Origin of the sequence: Nonomuraea sp. SBT364 (assembly GCF_001083785.1) — a bacterium.
GTDB lineage: Bacteria > Actinomycetota > Actinomycetes > Streptosporangiales > Streptosporangiaceae > Nonomuraea.
The window spans coordinates 1-12,583 of sequence record NZ_LAVL01000215.1 but is presented as its reverse complement, the minus strand read 5'-3'; the positions used below and the strand labels follow the sequence as shown (position 1 = coordinate 12,583).

12 protein-coding genes and 1 pseudogene are annotated in these 12,583 nt (G+C 73.7%); 8 read left to right on the top strand and 5 right to left on the bottom strand.

Annotation, left to right across the window (positions count from 1 at the left end; all coding sequences use genetic code 11):
* From ADY59_RS43135 to ADY59_RS43125, 3 genes and pseudogenes are all read right to left on the bottom strand, one after another.
* Nucleotides 1–512 (bottom strand): annotated as a pseudogene (locus ADY59_RS43135) (hypothetical protein); the annotation flags it as partial.
* Between the two features lies 1 nt (nt 513).
* Nucleotides 514–1,281 carry a bestrophin-like domain gene (locus ADY59_RS43130; protein WP_049575824.1) on the bottom strand — a complete coding sequence of 256 codons (768 nt, stop codon included), beginning with the start codon at nt 1,279–1,281 and terminating at the stop codon, nt 514–516.
* 135 nt (nt 1,282–1,416) lie between these two features.
* Nucleotides 1,417–2,052 (bottom strand): Lrp/AsnC family transcriptional regulator, encoded by a 636-nt coding sequence (locus tag ADY59_RS43125; RefSeq protein ID WP_049575821.1) that lies wholly within the window; start codon nt 2,050–2,052, stop codon nt 1,417–1,419.
* A gap of 109 nt (nt 2,053–2,161) precedes the next feature.
* Here ADY59_RS43125 and ADY59_RS43120 point away from each other — a divergent pair, with 109 nt between their 5' ends.
* The 8 genes from ADY59_RS43120 to menC all read left to right on the top strand — a co-directional run bounded on the left by ADY59_RS43120 (nt 2,162) and on the right by menC (nt 10,388).
* Nucleotides 2,162–3,736, top strand: coding sequence for an ABC transporter substrate-binding protein (locus tag ADY59_RS43120; protein ID WP_049575818.1), 1,575 nt, complete (start codon nt 2,162–2,164; stop codon nt 3,734–3,736).
* Between the two features lie 4 nt (nt 3,737–3,740).
* The gene (locus tag ADY59_RS43115) at nt 3,741–4,775 is read left to right on the top strand and encodes an ABC transporter permease (protein WP_049575815.1); all 1,035 of its coding nucleotides are present in this window, start codon (nt 3,741–3,743) and stop codon (nt 4,773–4,775) included.
* Entirely contained in the window at nt 4,772–5,647 is an 876-nt protein-coding gene (locus ADY59_RS43110; protein ID WP_049575813.1) for an ABC transporter permease, read from the top strand. Before ADY59_RS43115 ends, ADY59_RS43110 begins: the two co-directional genes overlap by 4 nt.
* On the top strand, nt 5,644–6,429 hold the full coding sequence (locus ADY59_RS43105) for an ABC transporter ATP-binding protein (protein ID WP_049575810.1): 786 nt from the start codon (nt 5,644–5,646) through the stop codon (nt 6,427–6,429). The genes ADY59_RS43110 and ADY59_RS43105 overlap by 4 nt, the downstream gene beginning before the upstream one ends.
* Entirely contained in the window at nt 6,426–7,376 is a 951-nt protein-coding gene (locus tag ADY59_RS43100) for an ABC transporter ATP-binding protein (protein WP_049575807.1), read from the top strand. Before ADY59_RS43105 ends, ADY59_RS43100 begins: the two co-directional genes overlap by 4 nt.
* Before the next feature lie 13 nt (nt 7,377–7,389).
* On the top strand, nt 7,390–8,391 hold the full coding sequence (locus tag ADY59_RS43095; protein WP_231619166.1) for a M24 family metallopeptidase: 1,002 nt from the start codon (nt 7,390–7,392) through the stop codon (nt 8,389–8,391).
* 135 nt (nt 8,392–8,526) lie between these two features.
* Nucleotides 8,527–9,291: a GNAT family N-acetyltransferase gene (locus ADY59_RS43090; protein ID WP_156326097.1), complete on the top strand. Its 765-nt coding sequence runs from the start codon at nt 8,527–8,529 to the stop codon at nt 9,289–9,291.
* Complete coding sequence (gene menC / locus ADY59_RS43085) at nt 9,288–10,388, top strand: o-succinylbenzoate synthase (protein ID WP_197094130.1); 1,101 nt, start codon at nt 9,288–9,290, stop codon at nt 10,386–10,388. Before ADY59_RS43090 ends, menC begins: the two co-directional genes overlap by 4 nt.
* A 1-nt stretch (nt 10,389) precedes the next feature.
* Here the strand turns inward: menC and ADY59_RS43080 are convergent, their stop codons facing one another.
* Nucleotides 10,390–11,076, bottom strand: a complete 687-nt coding sequence (locus tag ADY59_RS43080; RefSeq protein WP_049575805.1) for an ABC transporter ATP-binding protein — start codon at nt 11,074–11,076, stop codon at nt 10,390–10,392.
* A partial coding sequence (locus tag ADY59_RS43075; RefSeq protein WP_049575802.1) for a dipeptide/oligopeptide/nickel ABC transporter permease/ATP-binding protein occupies nt 11,058–12,583 on the bottom strand: 1,526 nt, incomplete at its 5' end. The genes ADY59_RS43075 and ADY59_RS43080, both read right to left, overlap by 19 nt.

Genomic DNA, 12,583 nt, shown 5'->3' with positions numbered 1-12,583 from the left:
ACCCCGAGGGTGGGGGCCGCCCGGGCGGGCACGGGCGCCCGCGCCTCCAGGGTGGCCCGGGGACGCGTGGCCGCGCGGGGCGCGGGCGGACGGCAGGTGCCGACGTGGACGCTGGACCCGGGCACGTCCACGCAGACCGCGTCGTCGTAGACCGACACGCCCGGCACCGACACCCTCGGCCTGGGCGTGGCCTTGCGGGGCCGCGGCGTGCTGCGGATGGAGACGCCGGGCACGTCACGCGGCGGGGAGGGCACCGCGCGGGTCACCTTCTGCGGCCCCTTGACCAGCCGGTCCACGTCGACGGGCAGGTCGCCGGGCGGCGATCCGCGCAGTCCGGCGCTCGTGCCCGATCCGGCGGCGGGGAGGCGGACCGGGGGGACGTCGGCGTCGCGGACGCCGTACAGGCCGCCTTCGGTCGCGGTGCGGCGGGGGTGCTCGGCGGTGGCCGGGCCGCTCGCGCAGACGGCGAGCAGCGCGGCGGCGGCGAGCAGGGGCGCGTGCCTGGCCGCCATGTCACACCCCGCCGGCGATGCGGGCGAACTCCTGCAGCGCGCCGCCGAACGCCTCCGGCCCGACGGCCAGCGGCCCGGCGAACGCGCGGGAGATGTCCCAGGTGAGGTAGACGCCGAAGCCGAGCATCGCGGCCATCGCGCCCAGCGGCAGCAGCGACGCCCCGCGCGGCCTGGCCCCGGCCAGGAACGGGAAGACCACCACCACCAGGCCGGTCAGGACGGTCAGCAGCAGCAGGCCGTCCGGCGGGGTGGCGGCCGCGTCGGCGGAGCGCTGGGCGCGGGCGGCGCGGACGGCGGCGAGCTGGTCGAGGACGGCACTCCTGGCCTCCTGCTCGTCCTCGGTGCCGGCGTCGAGGGCGGAGACCTGCGAGCGCAGCGCGTCGAGGCGGACGGCTCCGGCCGGGTCGAGCCGGCCGTGCGCCATGACCTGCCACTCGTCCTCGACCACGAACGCGACGTATTCCTGCAGCCCGCCGCGGACCTGCGCCGCGGCGTCGGCGGGCAGGCCGGCGGCCGACCAGTAGGCGTCGATCGCGGCCCGGCTCTCGGTGTAGGTGTTCTGCCTGGCGGCGTCGGCGGTGGTCCACGGCACGATGATGGCGATGGCGAACACCAGCAGGAACAGCGCCGACAGCATCGCGCCCGCGTGGCCCGCCGACGGCCCGTCGGCGTGACGGTCGTCGGTGCCCTTGCGGGCCACCCGGAAGGCCACGGCGGCGGCCGCCACGACACCGACCGCCGCCATGACCGAGAGCATGTACGCCATCATGAGGATCTCCCCCTGCCCGTCGACTACTGACGGTTATCTGGCTATCACATTGCGCAACGCAAAGGAAGTCATGACCGTCACTGGACGGATCGCCGGTGCCCGGCGCGGACGGGGGAGATCCGTCCAGCCAGGCGCTCAGCCGTCCTTGCGCAGGGCCGCCCGCCCTTCGGCGGCGCCGACGAAGCGCATCTTGCCGAGCGGCACGTCGCCGGGCGCCTCCTGGGCGGGCCGCCGGGCGGGGCGGGTCTTGTCCCCGTCGCCGGGCAGCACGTAGGGCCGTCTGAGCACCTCGTCGAGGATGAAGACGGTCTCGGTCGCCTTGACCGCCGGGATGTTGGCCAGCCGCTCGGTCACCATGGCGTGCACCTCGGCGACGTCGGACATGCGGACCTGGATCATCGCGTCGTGCTGGCCGGTGGTGATCGCGCAGTACTCGACCTCCGGCATCCTGGCCAGTTCGGCCCTGAACTGGCGCCACATCTGCTGCCGCACGGTCACGAAGATCAGCGCGGTGATGCCGAGACCGGTCCTGACGTGGTCGATCTCGGCGGTGAAGCGCTTGATCGCGCCGTCGGCGCGCAGCGCCTCGAAACGCGTGTAGGCGTTCGCGCGGGAGATGCCGACCCGCTCGGCCAGGGCCGCGACCGAGATCCGGCCGTTCTCCCGGAGGACCTCCAGGATCTTCATATGGATGTCGTCCAGCTCCAGACCGATGCCGATCCGTCCAGGCTGAGCGCCACCACTGCCACCATTTCTGGAAATTTCACTCATTGTTACCTCTCGCCCCTTTATATCCGTCTTGGTGACCGCACGGGGCCTGGACATTCTGCCGGACAATCCTCGGCATCCTCGTTCCGAACGTCCATCTGGAGGACTGACCATGGCGACCCGCTCGCAGACGGCGGCTGTGCTGCTCGCCGGTGCACTCGCCCTCGCCGCCTGCGGAAGCGGCGGCTCCCAGGCCCCTGCCGCGCAGAGCGGCGCCAGGACGCTCGTCATCGACACGTCCTTCGACCTCAAGACGGCCGACCCCGGCCGCACCTACGAGCCGACCGGCCTCATCGTGGGCAAGGCCACGTACGAGACATTGCTCACCTTCGACGGCGGCGACGTGACCAAGCCGGTCCCGGCGCTGGCGGAGTCGTACGAGCTGTCGGAGGACGGCAAGGTCGTGACGCTCAAGCTCAAGCAGGGCGCGACCTTCGCCGACGGCTCGCCCCTGACGGCCGACGACGTGGTCTTCTCGCTGACCCGGGTGCGCGACATGAAGGGCACCCCGTCGTTCCTGCTGGACGGCGTGGAGATCGCGAAGACCGACGACTCGACGATCACGCTCACGTCGGAGAAGGCCAACGCGGCGCTGCCCTACATCCTGCCGAACCCGGCCCTCGGCATCCTCAACAGCAAGGTCGTCAAGGCCCAGGGCGGCACGACGGACGCGCAGGACAAGGCCGAGCAGTACCTGAACGCCAACTCGGCCGGCTCCGGGCCCTACCAGATCGAGTCGTTCAACGTCAGCAGCCAGGTCGTGCTCAAGGCGAACCCGAAGTACCACGGCGCCAAGCCCGCCTACGACAAGGTCGTCATCCGCAACGTCGAGGCGGCCACGCAGAAGCTGAACGTCCAGCGCGGCGACAGCCAGATCGCCCTCAACCTGTCCGGCGACCAGGTCACGAACATGCCGGCGACGCTGCAGGTCAAGAAGACCGCCTCGGCCAACGTCATCTTCCTGCTGGCCAACCAGGACCCGGCGATCAGCAGGACCACCACGAACGCCAAGTTCGTCGAGGCCGTGCGCAAGGGCGTCGACTACGCGGGCCTGCTGGAGCTGGCCGGCGAGGGCTCGACGCGGGCGCCGGGCGTCATCCCGTCGCAGCTCCTCGGCGCGCTGCCGGCCGACCGGGCGCCGGCGCGTGACGTCGAGGGCGCCAAGAAGGCGCTGGCCGAGAGCGGCCTGTCCAACCCGACGGTCAAGCTGGAGTTCCCCAGCGAGCTGACCGTGAACGGCCTGTCGTTCCAGCCGCTGGCCGAGCGCGTCCAGGCCAACCTCAAGGAGGTCGGCATCACGGTGGACCTCCAGCCCGCGCCGATCACGGTGGCGCTGGACAACTACCGCAACGGCAAGGAGGAGATGGGCCTGTGGTACTGGGGCCCTGACTACCCGGACCCCAACGACTACCTGGCGTTCCTGCCCGGTCAGACGGTCGGCGCGCGGGCCGGGTGGAAGACCGGCTCGGCCAAGGAGATCGAGGAGGCCGGCGAGAAGGCCGCCGCCGCGATCGGCGACGAGGCCCGCACCGCCGCCTACCACGACGTGCAGGACAAGCTGAACGCCTCCGGGCCGTTCGTCCCGCTCATCCAGCCGGGCCAGAACATCGTGACGGCCACCTCGGTGACCGGCGTGGAGTACCACCCGGTGTGGACGGTCGACGTGGCCGACCTGGGCGTGAAGTAAGCCGATGGCCAGGACCCTGCCGCCGCTGGCGCGGTTCCTCATCCGGCGGGTGATCACCGCGATCCTGCTGGCCTGGGGCATCACGCTGGTGACGTTCGTGCTGACGAACCTGGTGCCAGGCGACCCGGTGGCGGCGAACCTGGGCCAGCGGGCCATGAACGACCCGGCGATCGTGGCGCAGTGGCGGGCCGAGCACGGCCTGGACAAGCCGCTGTGGGAGCAGTACGGGCTCTACCTGCAGGGCATGCTCCAGGGCGACCTGGGCACCAGCCAGCAGAGCCACCGCCCGGTCGCCCAGGACCTGGCCGAGTTCGTCCCGGCGACGCTGGAGCTGGCCGGCGCGGCCATCCTGGTGTCGCTGGTGCTCGGCGTGGCGTTCGGCGTGCTGGCCGCGCTGCGCCGGGACCGGCTGCCGGACCACGTGCTGCGCGTGCTGAGCCTGATCGGCATCTCGGTGCCGACGTTCTGGCTGGCGCTGGTGGCGTTCTACGTGTTCTTCTACCGGCTGCAGATCACGCCGGGCAGCGGCCGGGTGGACCCGGCGCTCGGCATGGCCCCCGGCGTGACCGGGCTGCAGACGGTGGACGCGCTGATCGCCGGCCGCTGGGACGTGTTCACCTCGGCCGTCGGCCACCTGATCACGCCGGCCCTGGTGCTGGCGCTCTACACGATCGGGCTGCTGACCCGCTTCACCCGGTCGGCGGTGCTGGAGGTGCTCGGCCAGGACTACGTGCGCGCCGCGCGGGCCAAGGGCCTGCCGGGGCGGACGGTCCTGTTCCGGTACGTGCTCCGCTCGGCGCTGGTGCCGGTCATCACGGTGGCGGGGCTGGCGTTCGGCAGCCTGCTGTCGGGGACCGTCCTGGTGGAGGCGATCTTCGCCTGGCCGGGCATCGGGCAGTACGCCTACAAGAGCGCCACCACGCTCGACCTGCCCGCCGTCATGGGGGTCGGGCTCGTGGTGGGCGTGGTCTATCTCGTCATCAACCTGATCGTGGACGTGCTGTACGGCGTGATCGACCCCCGAGTGAGGCTGCAATGAGACGGGATCCGCTGGCCCGCAAGGGGCTGCTGCGGCGCCTGCCCGAGGCCTGGCGGCAGCCGCTGGCCGTCGTGGGCGTGGTGATCGCGCTCGCCTGGGTGGTGATCGCGGTGGCGGCCCCGGTCCTGGCGCCGCACGACCCGCTCGCCCAGGAACTGCCCCGGCTGGCCCCGCCCGGCCCCGAGCACTGGTTCGGGACCGACCAGCTCGGGCGCGACATCCTGAGCAGGGTCATGTACGGGGCGCGGGTGTCGATCCCGCTGACCGTGCTGCTGGTGGCGATGTCGGTGCTGATCGGCGGCCTGCTCGGCGCCTGCGCCGGATATTTCGGCAAATGGGTGGACGAGTCGATCATGCGGCTCGCTGACCTGGTGTTCGCGTTCCCGACGGTCATCCTGGCCATGGTGGTCGCGGCGGCGCTCGGCGCGAGCCTGACCAACGCGGTGCTGGCCGTGCTGGTGGTCGCCTGGCCCGCCTACGCCCGCGTCACCCGCGGGCTGGTGCTGGGCGTGCGCGGGCGGGAGTTCGTGCTCAGCGGGCGGCTGCTCGGCTTCTCGGCCTGGCGCTCGCTGCGCGTGGACGTGCTGCCGAACGTGACCGGCCCGATCCTGGTGCTGGCCACGCTGGACATCGGCACCGCGCTGCTGCTGCTGTCGGGCCTGTCGTTCCTGGGCCTGGGCGCCAAGCCGCCGTCGCCCGAGTGGGGCTCGATGGTGGCGTCCGGCGTCGAGGTGTTCGACAGCTGGTGGGTGGCGACGTTCCCCGGCCTGGCCATCCTGACCGTGGTGCTGGCGTTCAACTTCCTCGGTGACACGCTGCGCGACGCCCTCGACCCCCGTACGGCCCGGGCCATCAAGGAGCGTGCGCTGTGACGCTGGACATCACCGGCCTGAAGGTGTCGATCGGCGGCAAGGACGTCCTGCGCGGCGTCGACCTCAGGCTCCAGGAGGGCCGGGTGCACGGCCTGGCCGGAGAGAGCGGCTCGGGCAAGACGATGACCGGGCTGGCCGTGCTCGGCCTGCTGCCGCACGGCTCGCGTACCTCGGGAAGCGTCACGCTCGGCGGCCGGGAACTGCTCACGATGGCGCCCCGGGAGCTGAACAAGATACGCGGCGGCGAGGTCGCGATGGTCTTCCAGGACCCGGCCACGAGCCTGCACCCGATGCTCACCATCGGCAAGCAGATCACCGAGCACATGCGCCACCACCTGGGGCTGGGCAAGCGGGAGGCGCGGGCCAGGGCGGTGGAACTGCTCGGCAAGGTGCGCATCCCGGGCGCGGAGGAGGCCTGCGGGCGCTACCCGCACCAGTTCTCCGGCGGGATGCGGCAGCGCGTCGCGATCGCGGTGGCGCTGGCCTGCTCGCCCAAGGTGCTCATCGCCGACGAGCCGACGACCGCGCTGGACGTGACCGTGCAGGCGGGCGTGCTGCGGCTGCTGCGCGGGCTGTGCGACGAGCTGGGCCTGGCGGTGCTGCTCGTCACGCACGACCTGGGCGTGATGTCGGCGGTCGCCGACGAGGTGAGCGTGATGCGGGACGGCCTGGTCGTCGAGACCGGGCCGCGCGGGCGGGTGCTGCGCGAGCCGTCGCACCCGTACACCCGGTCCCTGCTGGATTCCCTGCCTGACGCGCAGATCGAGGAGGGCGGCCGATGAGCCTGCTGACCATCGACGACCTGGTCGTCGAGCACCGCTCCCCCGGCCGGCCGGTCGTCCGGGCCGTCGCCGGGGTGAGCCTGGACGTGCGCGCGGGCGAGGTCGTCGGCCTCGTCGGCGAGTCCGGCTGCGGCAAGTCCACGCTGGCCAGGGCCGTGTGCGGGCTGAACCCGATCACCTCGGGCGGCATCTCCTTCGAGGGGCACGCCGTCACCCCGCTCGGGCTGCGGCGGCGCAGACTGACCGGGATCCAGATGGTGTTCCAGGACCCGTACGCGTCGCTGAACCCGCGCCGGCGCGTCGGCGACCAGATCGCCGACGGGCTGCGCACCTCGGGCGACACCGCCACCCGGCCCGCCGACCTGCTGGAACGCGTCGGGCTGCCGCGTGAGTTCGCGGGGCGGCATCCGCACGAGTTCTCCGGCGGGCAGCGCCAGCGCATCGCGATCGCCCGGGCGCTGGCCGCCCGGCCCCGGCTGCTCATCGGCGATGAGCCGATCTCCGCGCTGGACGCCTCGGCGCAGGCGCAGGTCGCCACCCTCATGCGCGACCTGGCCGTGGAGTCGGGGGCGGGGCTGCTGTTCATCAGCCACGACCTGTCGGTGGTGCGGCTGATCGCCGACCGGATCGCGGTCATGTACCTGGGGCGGATCGTCGAGGCGGGCGACACGGCCGAGGTGTGGGCGAACCCGCGTCACCCGTACACGCGGGCGCTCCTGGGGGCGATCCCCGCTCCGGACGGCCTGGGCGTGCTGCCCGCCGAGCTGCCGGGCGACGTGCCTGACCCGGCGGACCCGCCGAGCGGCTGCCGCTTCCATCCGCGCTGCCCGCACGTCATGGACGTGTGCCGGGTCGAGGATCCGGTGTTCGGCCCGGTCTCCTGCTGGCTGCACGCGGACGGCATCCCCTCCGCTCCCCCGGAGGCCGGCCGGCCCGGGACGGCGTGATACGGAGGCCGGGGTGACGGGCGATCCCGAGGGCGGGGCGCGGCTGGCGGAGGTACGGGCCGCCGTGCGGGCCGCCATGGCCGGGTCCGAGGTCGACGCGCTGGTGCTGCGGCCGTCGCCGGACTTCCGGTTCCTGGGCGGGCGCGGCGGCGGGTTCCTCGTGCTGACGATGGACACGGCCGTCGAGACCGCCGATCCCGCACCGTACGTGCCCGAGGGGGCGCGCCGGGTCGGCGTGGACCCGGAGATGCGGGTGCGGGAGCTGTTCGCCCTGGCGATCGAGGCCGAGCTGGTCCCGGCCACGGCCGTGCTGGCGCCGCTGCGGCTGCGCAAGCGCCCGGCCGAGGTCGAGGCCGTCGCCGCGGCGGCCGGCGCGGCCGAGGCGGTGCTGGCGCAGGCGCGGGAGCTGGCCTGGTTCGGCGCGACCGAGCGGGAGATGGCGGCCCGGCTGCGGCTGCTGCTGCTGGAGGGCGGCTGCGAGGAGGTCCTGTCGGTGCGCGTGTCGGCGGGCGAGCACACCGCCCGCCCCGCTCATCCGCCGGGCGGACGGGTGATCAACCCCGGTGACGCGCTGCTGGTGTCGGTCTGCGGCCGCTGGGACGGCTACTGCGCGGAGGCCGGGCGGGTGTTCGCCGTCGCCGAGCCGCCGGAGGACTTCGAGGCCATGTACTCGGTCGTGCTCGCCGCGCACCGCGCGGCCCTCGCGGCGGTACGGCCCTCGGCGACGGCCGAGGCGGTGGCGGCCGCCGCCCGGGCCGTGATCGAGGGCAGCGGCTACGGGCATTTCGCCGCCCGCTCGGCCGGGCGGGGAGTCGGCCTGGGCCACGACGAGGGACCCCGCCTCAGGCCCGGCGACGATACCGCGCTGGAGCCCGGGATGGTGCTCTGCGTCGAGCCCGCGATCTACGTGCCCGACCTGTTCGGCGCCCGGGTGGCGGACGTGGCGGCCTGCACGGCGCACGGCGCGGCGCTGCTGACGAGCGGCCCGCACCCTCTCCACGTCCTCGACCGCTGACCCGCGCCAGGCCCCCGGCCGCATAGGACGGCCGGACGAAGGTCGGCGCGCTCTTGGTGCTCTGGCACGAATCCGGGCGGCCCCGCAGCGAAGTACGGTCGCGGTGACATCCGATCCAGGGAGAGGGCCGACAGCTTGATCGCCATCAGGGAGCTCCACGACCTCGCGGAGTTCGAGCACGTCATGGCGCTGTTCGAGGACATCTGGCACTTCGAGCCGGCCGGCCGGCCGATCACCGTCGAGCTGATGCTGGCGCTCGCGCACGCCGGCAACTACGTGGCGGGCGCCTTCGACGGTGAGCGGCTGGCGGGCGCGTCGGTCGCGTTCTTCGGCGCGGACGCGACACTGCACTCGCACATCACCGGCGTGTCCGGGGCGCCCGGCGCGGGGTTCGCGCTGAAGCTGCATCAGCGGCGGTGGGCCCTGGAGCGGGGGGTGGAGCGCATCACCTGGACGTTCGACCCGCTGGTGCGCCGCAACGCGCACTTCAACCTGGCCAAGCTGGGCGCCTCGCCGCGGGAGTACCTGCCGGCCTTCTACGGGGTGATGGACGACGCCATCAACCAGGGCGACGAGTCTGACCGGGTGCTGGCGGTGTGGCCGCTGACCGCGCCGCGCGTGCGGGCGCTGGAGGAGGGCCGGATCGAGCCGGCGCGGGTGCCCCGGGACGCGGTGGTGGCGCTGGCGGACGAGGGCGGCCGGCCGGTGCCCGGCCGGACCGACGCGGCGACGGTGCTGGTGGCCGTGCCGGAGGACGTCGAGCGGTTGCGCCGCGCCGACCCGGGAACGGCCAAGGCATGGCGGCACGCCGTACGGAACACGCTGGGCGACATGCTGGCCGAAGGCCGTAAAGTCACGGGATTTCACGATAAATCGTTCTATGTAGTGGAGAAGGCGTGAAGATCACAGGAGTAGAGCTGCGCCGGATCGCGATGCCGCTGGTGGCGCCGTTCCGCACCTCGTTCGGCACCGAGACCGCGCGCGACGTGCTGCTGGTCCGGGTGGTGACGCCGGAGGCGGAGGGCTGGGGCGAGTGCGTGGCCATGTCGCAGCCGCTCTACTCCTCGGAGTACGTGGACGGCGCGGCCGAGGTGATCCGCCGCTTCCTGCTGCCGGCGCTGCCCGCGACGCTGGACGCCCAGTCGGCCGGCCGGGCGATGGAGCACGTCAAGGGGCACCGGATGGCCAAGGCGGCCGTCGAGACCGCGGTGCTGGACGCGCAGCTGCGGGCCTCGGGCGAGTCGTTCGGCCAGTTCCTCGGCGCGGCCCGCGACCGGGTGCCGTGCGGGGTGTCGGTCGGCATCATGGACTCGGTGCCGCAGCTCCTCGACGCGGTCGAGGGCTACCTGGACGAGGGCTACGTGCGGATCAAGCTCAAGATCGAGCCCGGCTGGGACGTGGAGCCGGTCCGCGCGGTGCGCGAACGCTTCGGCGACGACCTGCTGCTCCAGGTCGACGCCAACGCCGCCTACACGCTCGTGGACGCCCGCCAGCTGGCCAGGCTGGACGACTTCGGCCTGCTGCTGATCGAGCAGCCGCTGGCCAACGACGACTTCGTCCAGCACGCCAGGCTGGCCCGGCAGCTGCGCACGCCGATCTGCCTGGACGAGTCGATCGAGTCGGCCGAGCACGCGGCCGCGGCGATCGCGCTCGGCTCCTGCTCGATCATCAACGTCAAGCCGGGCCGGATCGGCGGCTACCTGGAGGCGCGGCGCATCCACGACCTGTGCCGGGCCAACGGCGTCGCGGTGTGGTGCGGCGGCATGCTGGAGACCGGCCTGGGCCGGGCCGCGAACGTGGCGCTGGCCGCGCTGCCCGGCTTCACGCTGCCGGGCGACACCTCCGGCTCGCGCCGCTACTACGCCACGGACGTCACCGAGCCGTTCGAGCTGCGCGACGGCCACCTCGACGTGCCGACCGGGCCCGGCCTGGGCGTGGAGCCGGTCCCGTCGGTCCTCGACGAGGTCACCACGGCCACGGAGTGGATCCCGTTGTAGGTCAGCGGCGCAGCCGGGGCACCGCCTCCAGGAGGGCGCGGGTGTAGTCCTGGGCGGGCGATCCGACGACGCTCTCGGTGGGGCCGTGCTCGATGAGCTTGCCCCGGTGCATGACGGCGACCTCGTCGCACACGTACCGGACCACGGCCAGGTTGTGCGAGATGAACAGGATCGGCAGCCCGAGCCGGTCGCGCAGCGAGCGGACCAGGTTGAGCACCGCGCCCTGGACGGAGACGTCCAGGGCGCTGGTGATCTCGTCGGCGACCAGCAGGTCGGGCTCGGCGCCGAGGGCGCGGGCGATGGCGACGCGCTGGCGCTGGCCGCCGGACAGCTCGCGCGGGTAGCGCGCGGCCACCTCGGCGGGCAGCGACACCAGGCCGAGCAGCCGCTCCACCTCGGCGGGCCTGGCCTGCCGGGGCATCCGCAGCAGGGCCTCGGCCACCGATTCGGCCACGCGCATGCGCGGGTCGAGCGAGGCGTACGGGTCCTGGAAGACCATCTGGACGCGGGACGCGCCGGTGACGCGCCCGGTGTGCGGGACGAGCCCGCACACGGCCTTGGCCAGCGACGACTTGCCGCTGCCGGACTCGCCGACGAGCCCGACGACGCGGCCGGGCGGGACCTCCAGGGTGACGGAGTCGACCGCGGTGAACGCGCCGAACCGTACGCTCAGGCCGTCGATGTGCATGTGACCTCCCAGCAGGCGACCCGGTGGGCGGGGCCGTGCTCGATCAGCGGGGGACGCGCCGCCGCGCACGCGTCGGTGGCGAGCGGGCAGCGGCCGGCGAACGCGCAGCCTTCGCCGACCTCGGCCGGGGTGGGCTGGCGGCCGGGGATGCTGGCCAGGGGCAGCGACCGGTCGGTGTCCATGTCGGGCAGCGAGGCGATGAGCGCCCGCGTGTAGGGGTGGGCGCCGCCGGCGAGCCGGTCCGCGGGCAGTTCCTCGACGACGCGGCCGGCGTACATGACGACGACGCGGTCGCACAGCTCGCCGACGACGGCGATGTCGTGGGAGATGAACAGGACGGCCGAGCCGATCTCCTCGGTGACCTCGCGCAGCAGCCGCAGGATCTGCCGCTGGACGGTGACGTCGAGCGCCGTGGTGGGCTCGTCGGCGATGATCAGCCGGGGCGTGCCCATGAGCCCCATGGCGATCACGGCGCGCTGGCGCATGCCGCCGGACAACTCGTGCGGGTGCCTGCCGGCCTGGCGTTCCGGCTCGGGCAGGTGCACGTGGCCGAGCCGGTCGACGGCGCGGGCGCGGGCCTCGGCGCGGGTGGCGCCCTGGTGCACGACGGCGACCTCGGCGAGCTGGCCGCCGACCTTGAGCGCGGGGTTGAGCGAGGCCATCGGGTCCTGGAAGACCATGGCGAGCGAGGTGCCGAGCTCCTTGCGGCTGAGGTCGGCGACGTCGCGGCCGTTCAGCCGCAGCCGGGCGTGACCGACGACGCCGGGGTAGGGGACGAGGCCGCCGATGGCGGCGGCGGTGAGCGACTTGCCGCTGCCGGACTCGCCGACCAGGCCGACGATCTCGCCGGGGCGGGCGCTCAGCGTCACGCCGCGCACCGGCATGACGCCGCCGGGGAAGGTGACGGTCAGGTCCCGCACGTCGAGCACGGCGTCCGGCTCGGGCTCGCCCGGGTCGGCGCTTTCCGGCGGTACGGCCCGCGCCCCGGACCCGGAGGTACGCGCGGCGCCCCTGGCCAGGGCGTCGCCGAGCAGGTTGAAGCCGATGCCGGCGAGCGCGACGGCCAGCGCCGGCCCGAGCGCGACCTCCGGCGTGACGTAGATGCGGCCGAACCCGTCGAACAGCAGCCGCCCCCAGTCGAACGCCGGCGGCTGCACGCCTAGGCCGAGGAACGACATGCCGGCCAGGCCGAGCAGCGCGCCGCCGAGCGCCTGGGTGAGGTTGAGGATGAGCGGCTCGGCGATGTTGGGCAGCACGTGCCTGACCAGCACGCGGCGGCGCGGCACGCCGAGCATGCGGGCCGCCGAGACGTAGTCGGCTCCGGCGACCGAGGCGGCGAGCGTCTGGGTGAGCCGGGCGAAGCCGGGCGCGATGGCGGCGCCGATGCCGAGGACCGCGCCGCGCGCGCCGAGCCCGGCGACGACCGCGGTGAACATGGCCAGCAGCAGCCCGGGAAAGGCGACCAGCGCGTTGACGGCGCCGGTGACGAGCCGGGCGCGGCGCGCAC

Coding starts and splice junctions, on each gene's coding strand:
- ADY59_RS43130 (WP_049575824.1), bottom strand. CDS start 1,281: ATGATGGCGTACATGCTCTCGGTCATGGCGGCGGTCGGTGTCGTGGCG.
- ADY59_RS43115 (WP_049575815.1), top strand. CDS start 3,741: ATGGCCAGGACCCTGCCGCCGCTGGCGCGGTTCCTCATCCGGCGGGTG.
- ADY59_RS43110 (WP_049575813.1), top strand. CDS start 4,772: ATGAGACGGGATCCGCTGGCCCGCAAGGGGCTGCTGCGGCGCCTGCCC.
- ADY59_RS43080 (WP_049575805.1), bottom strand. CDS start 11,076: ATGCACATCGACGGCCTGAGCGTACGGTTCGGCGCGTTCACCGCGGTC.
- ADY59_RS43125 (WP_049575821.1), bottom strand. CDS start 2,052: ATGAGTGAAATTTCCAGAAATGGTGGCAGTGGTGGCGCTCAGCCTGGA.
- ADY59_RS43100 (WP_049575807.1), top strand. CDS start 6,426: ATGAGCCTGCTGACCATCGACGACCTGGTCGTCGAGCACCGCTCCCCC.
- ADY59_RS43120 (WP_049575818.1), top strand. CDS start 2,162: ATGGCGACCCGCTCGCAGACGGCGGCTGTGCTGCTCGCCGGTGCACTC.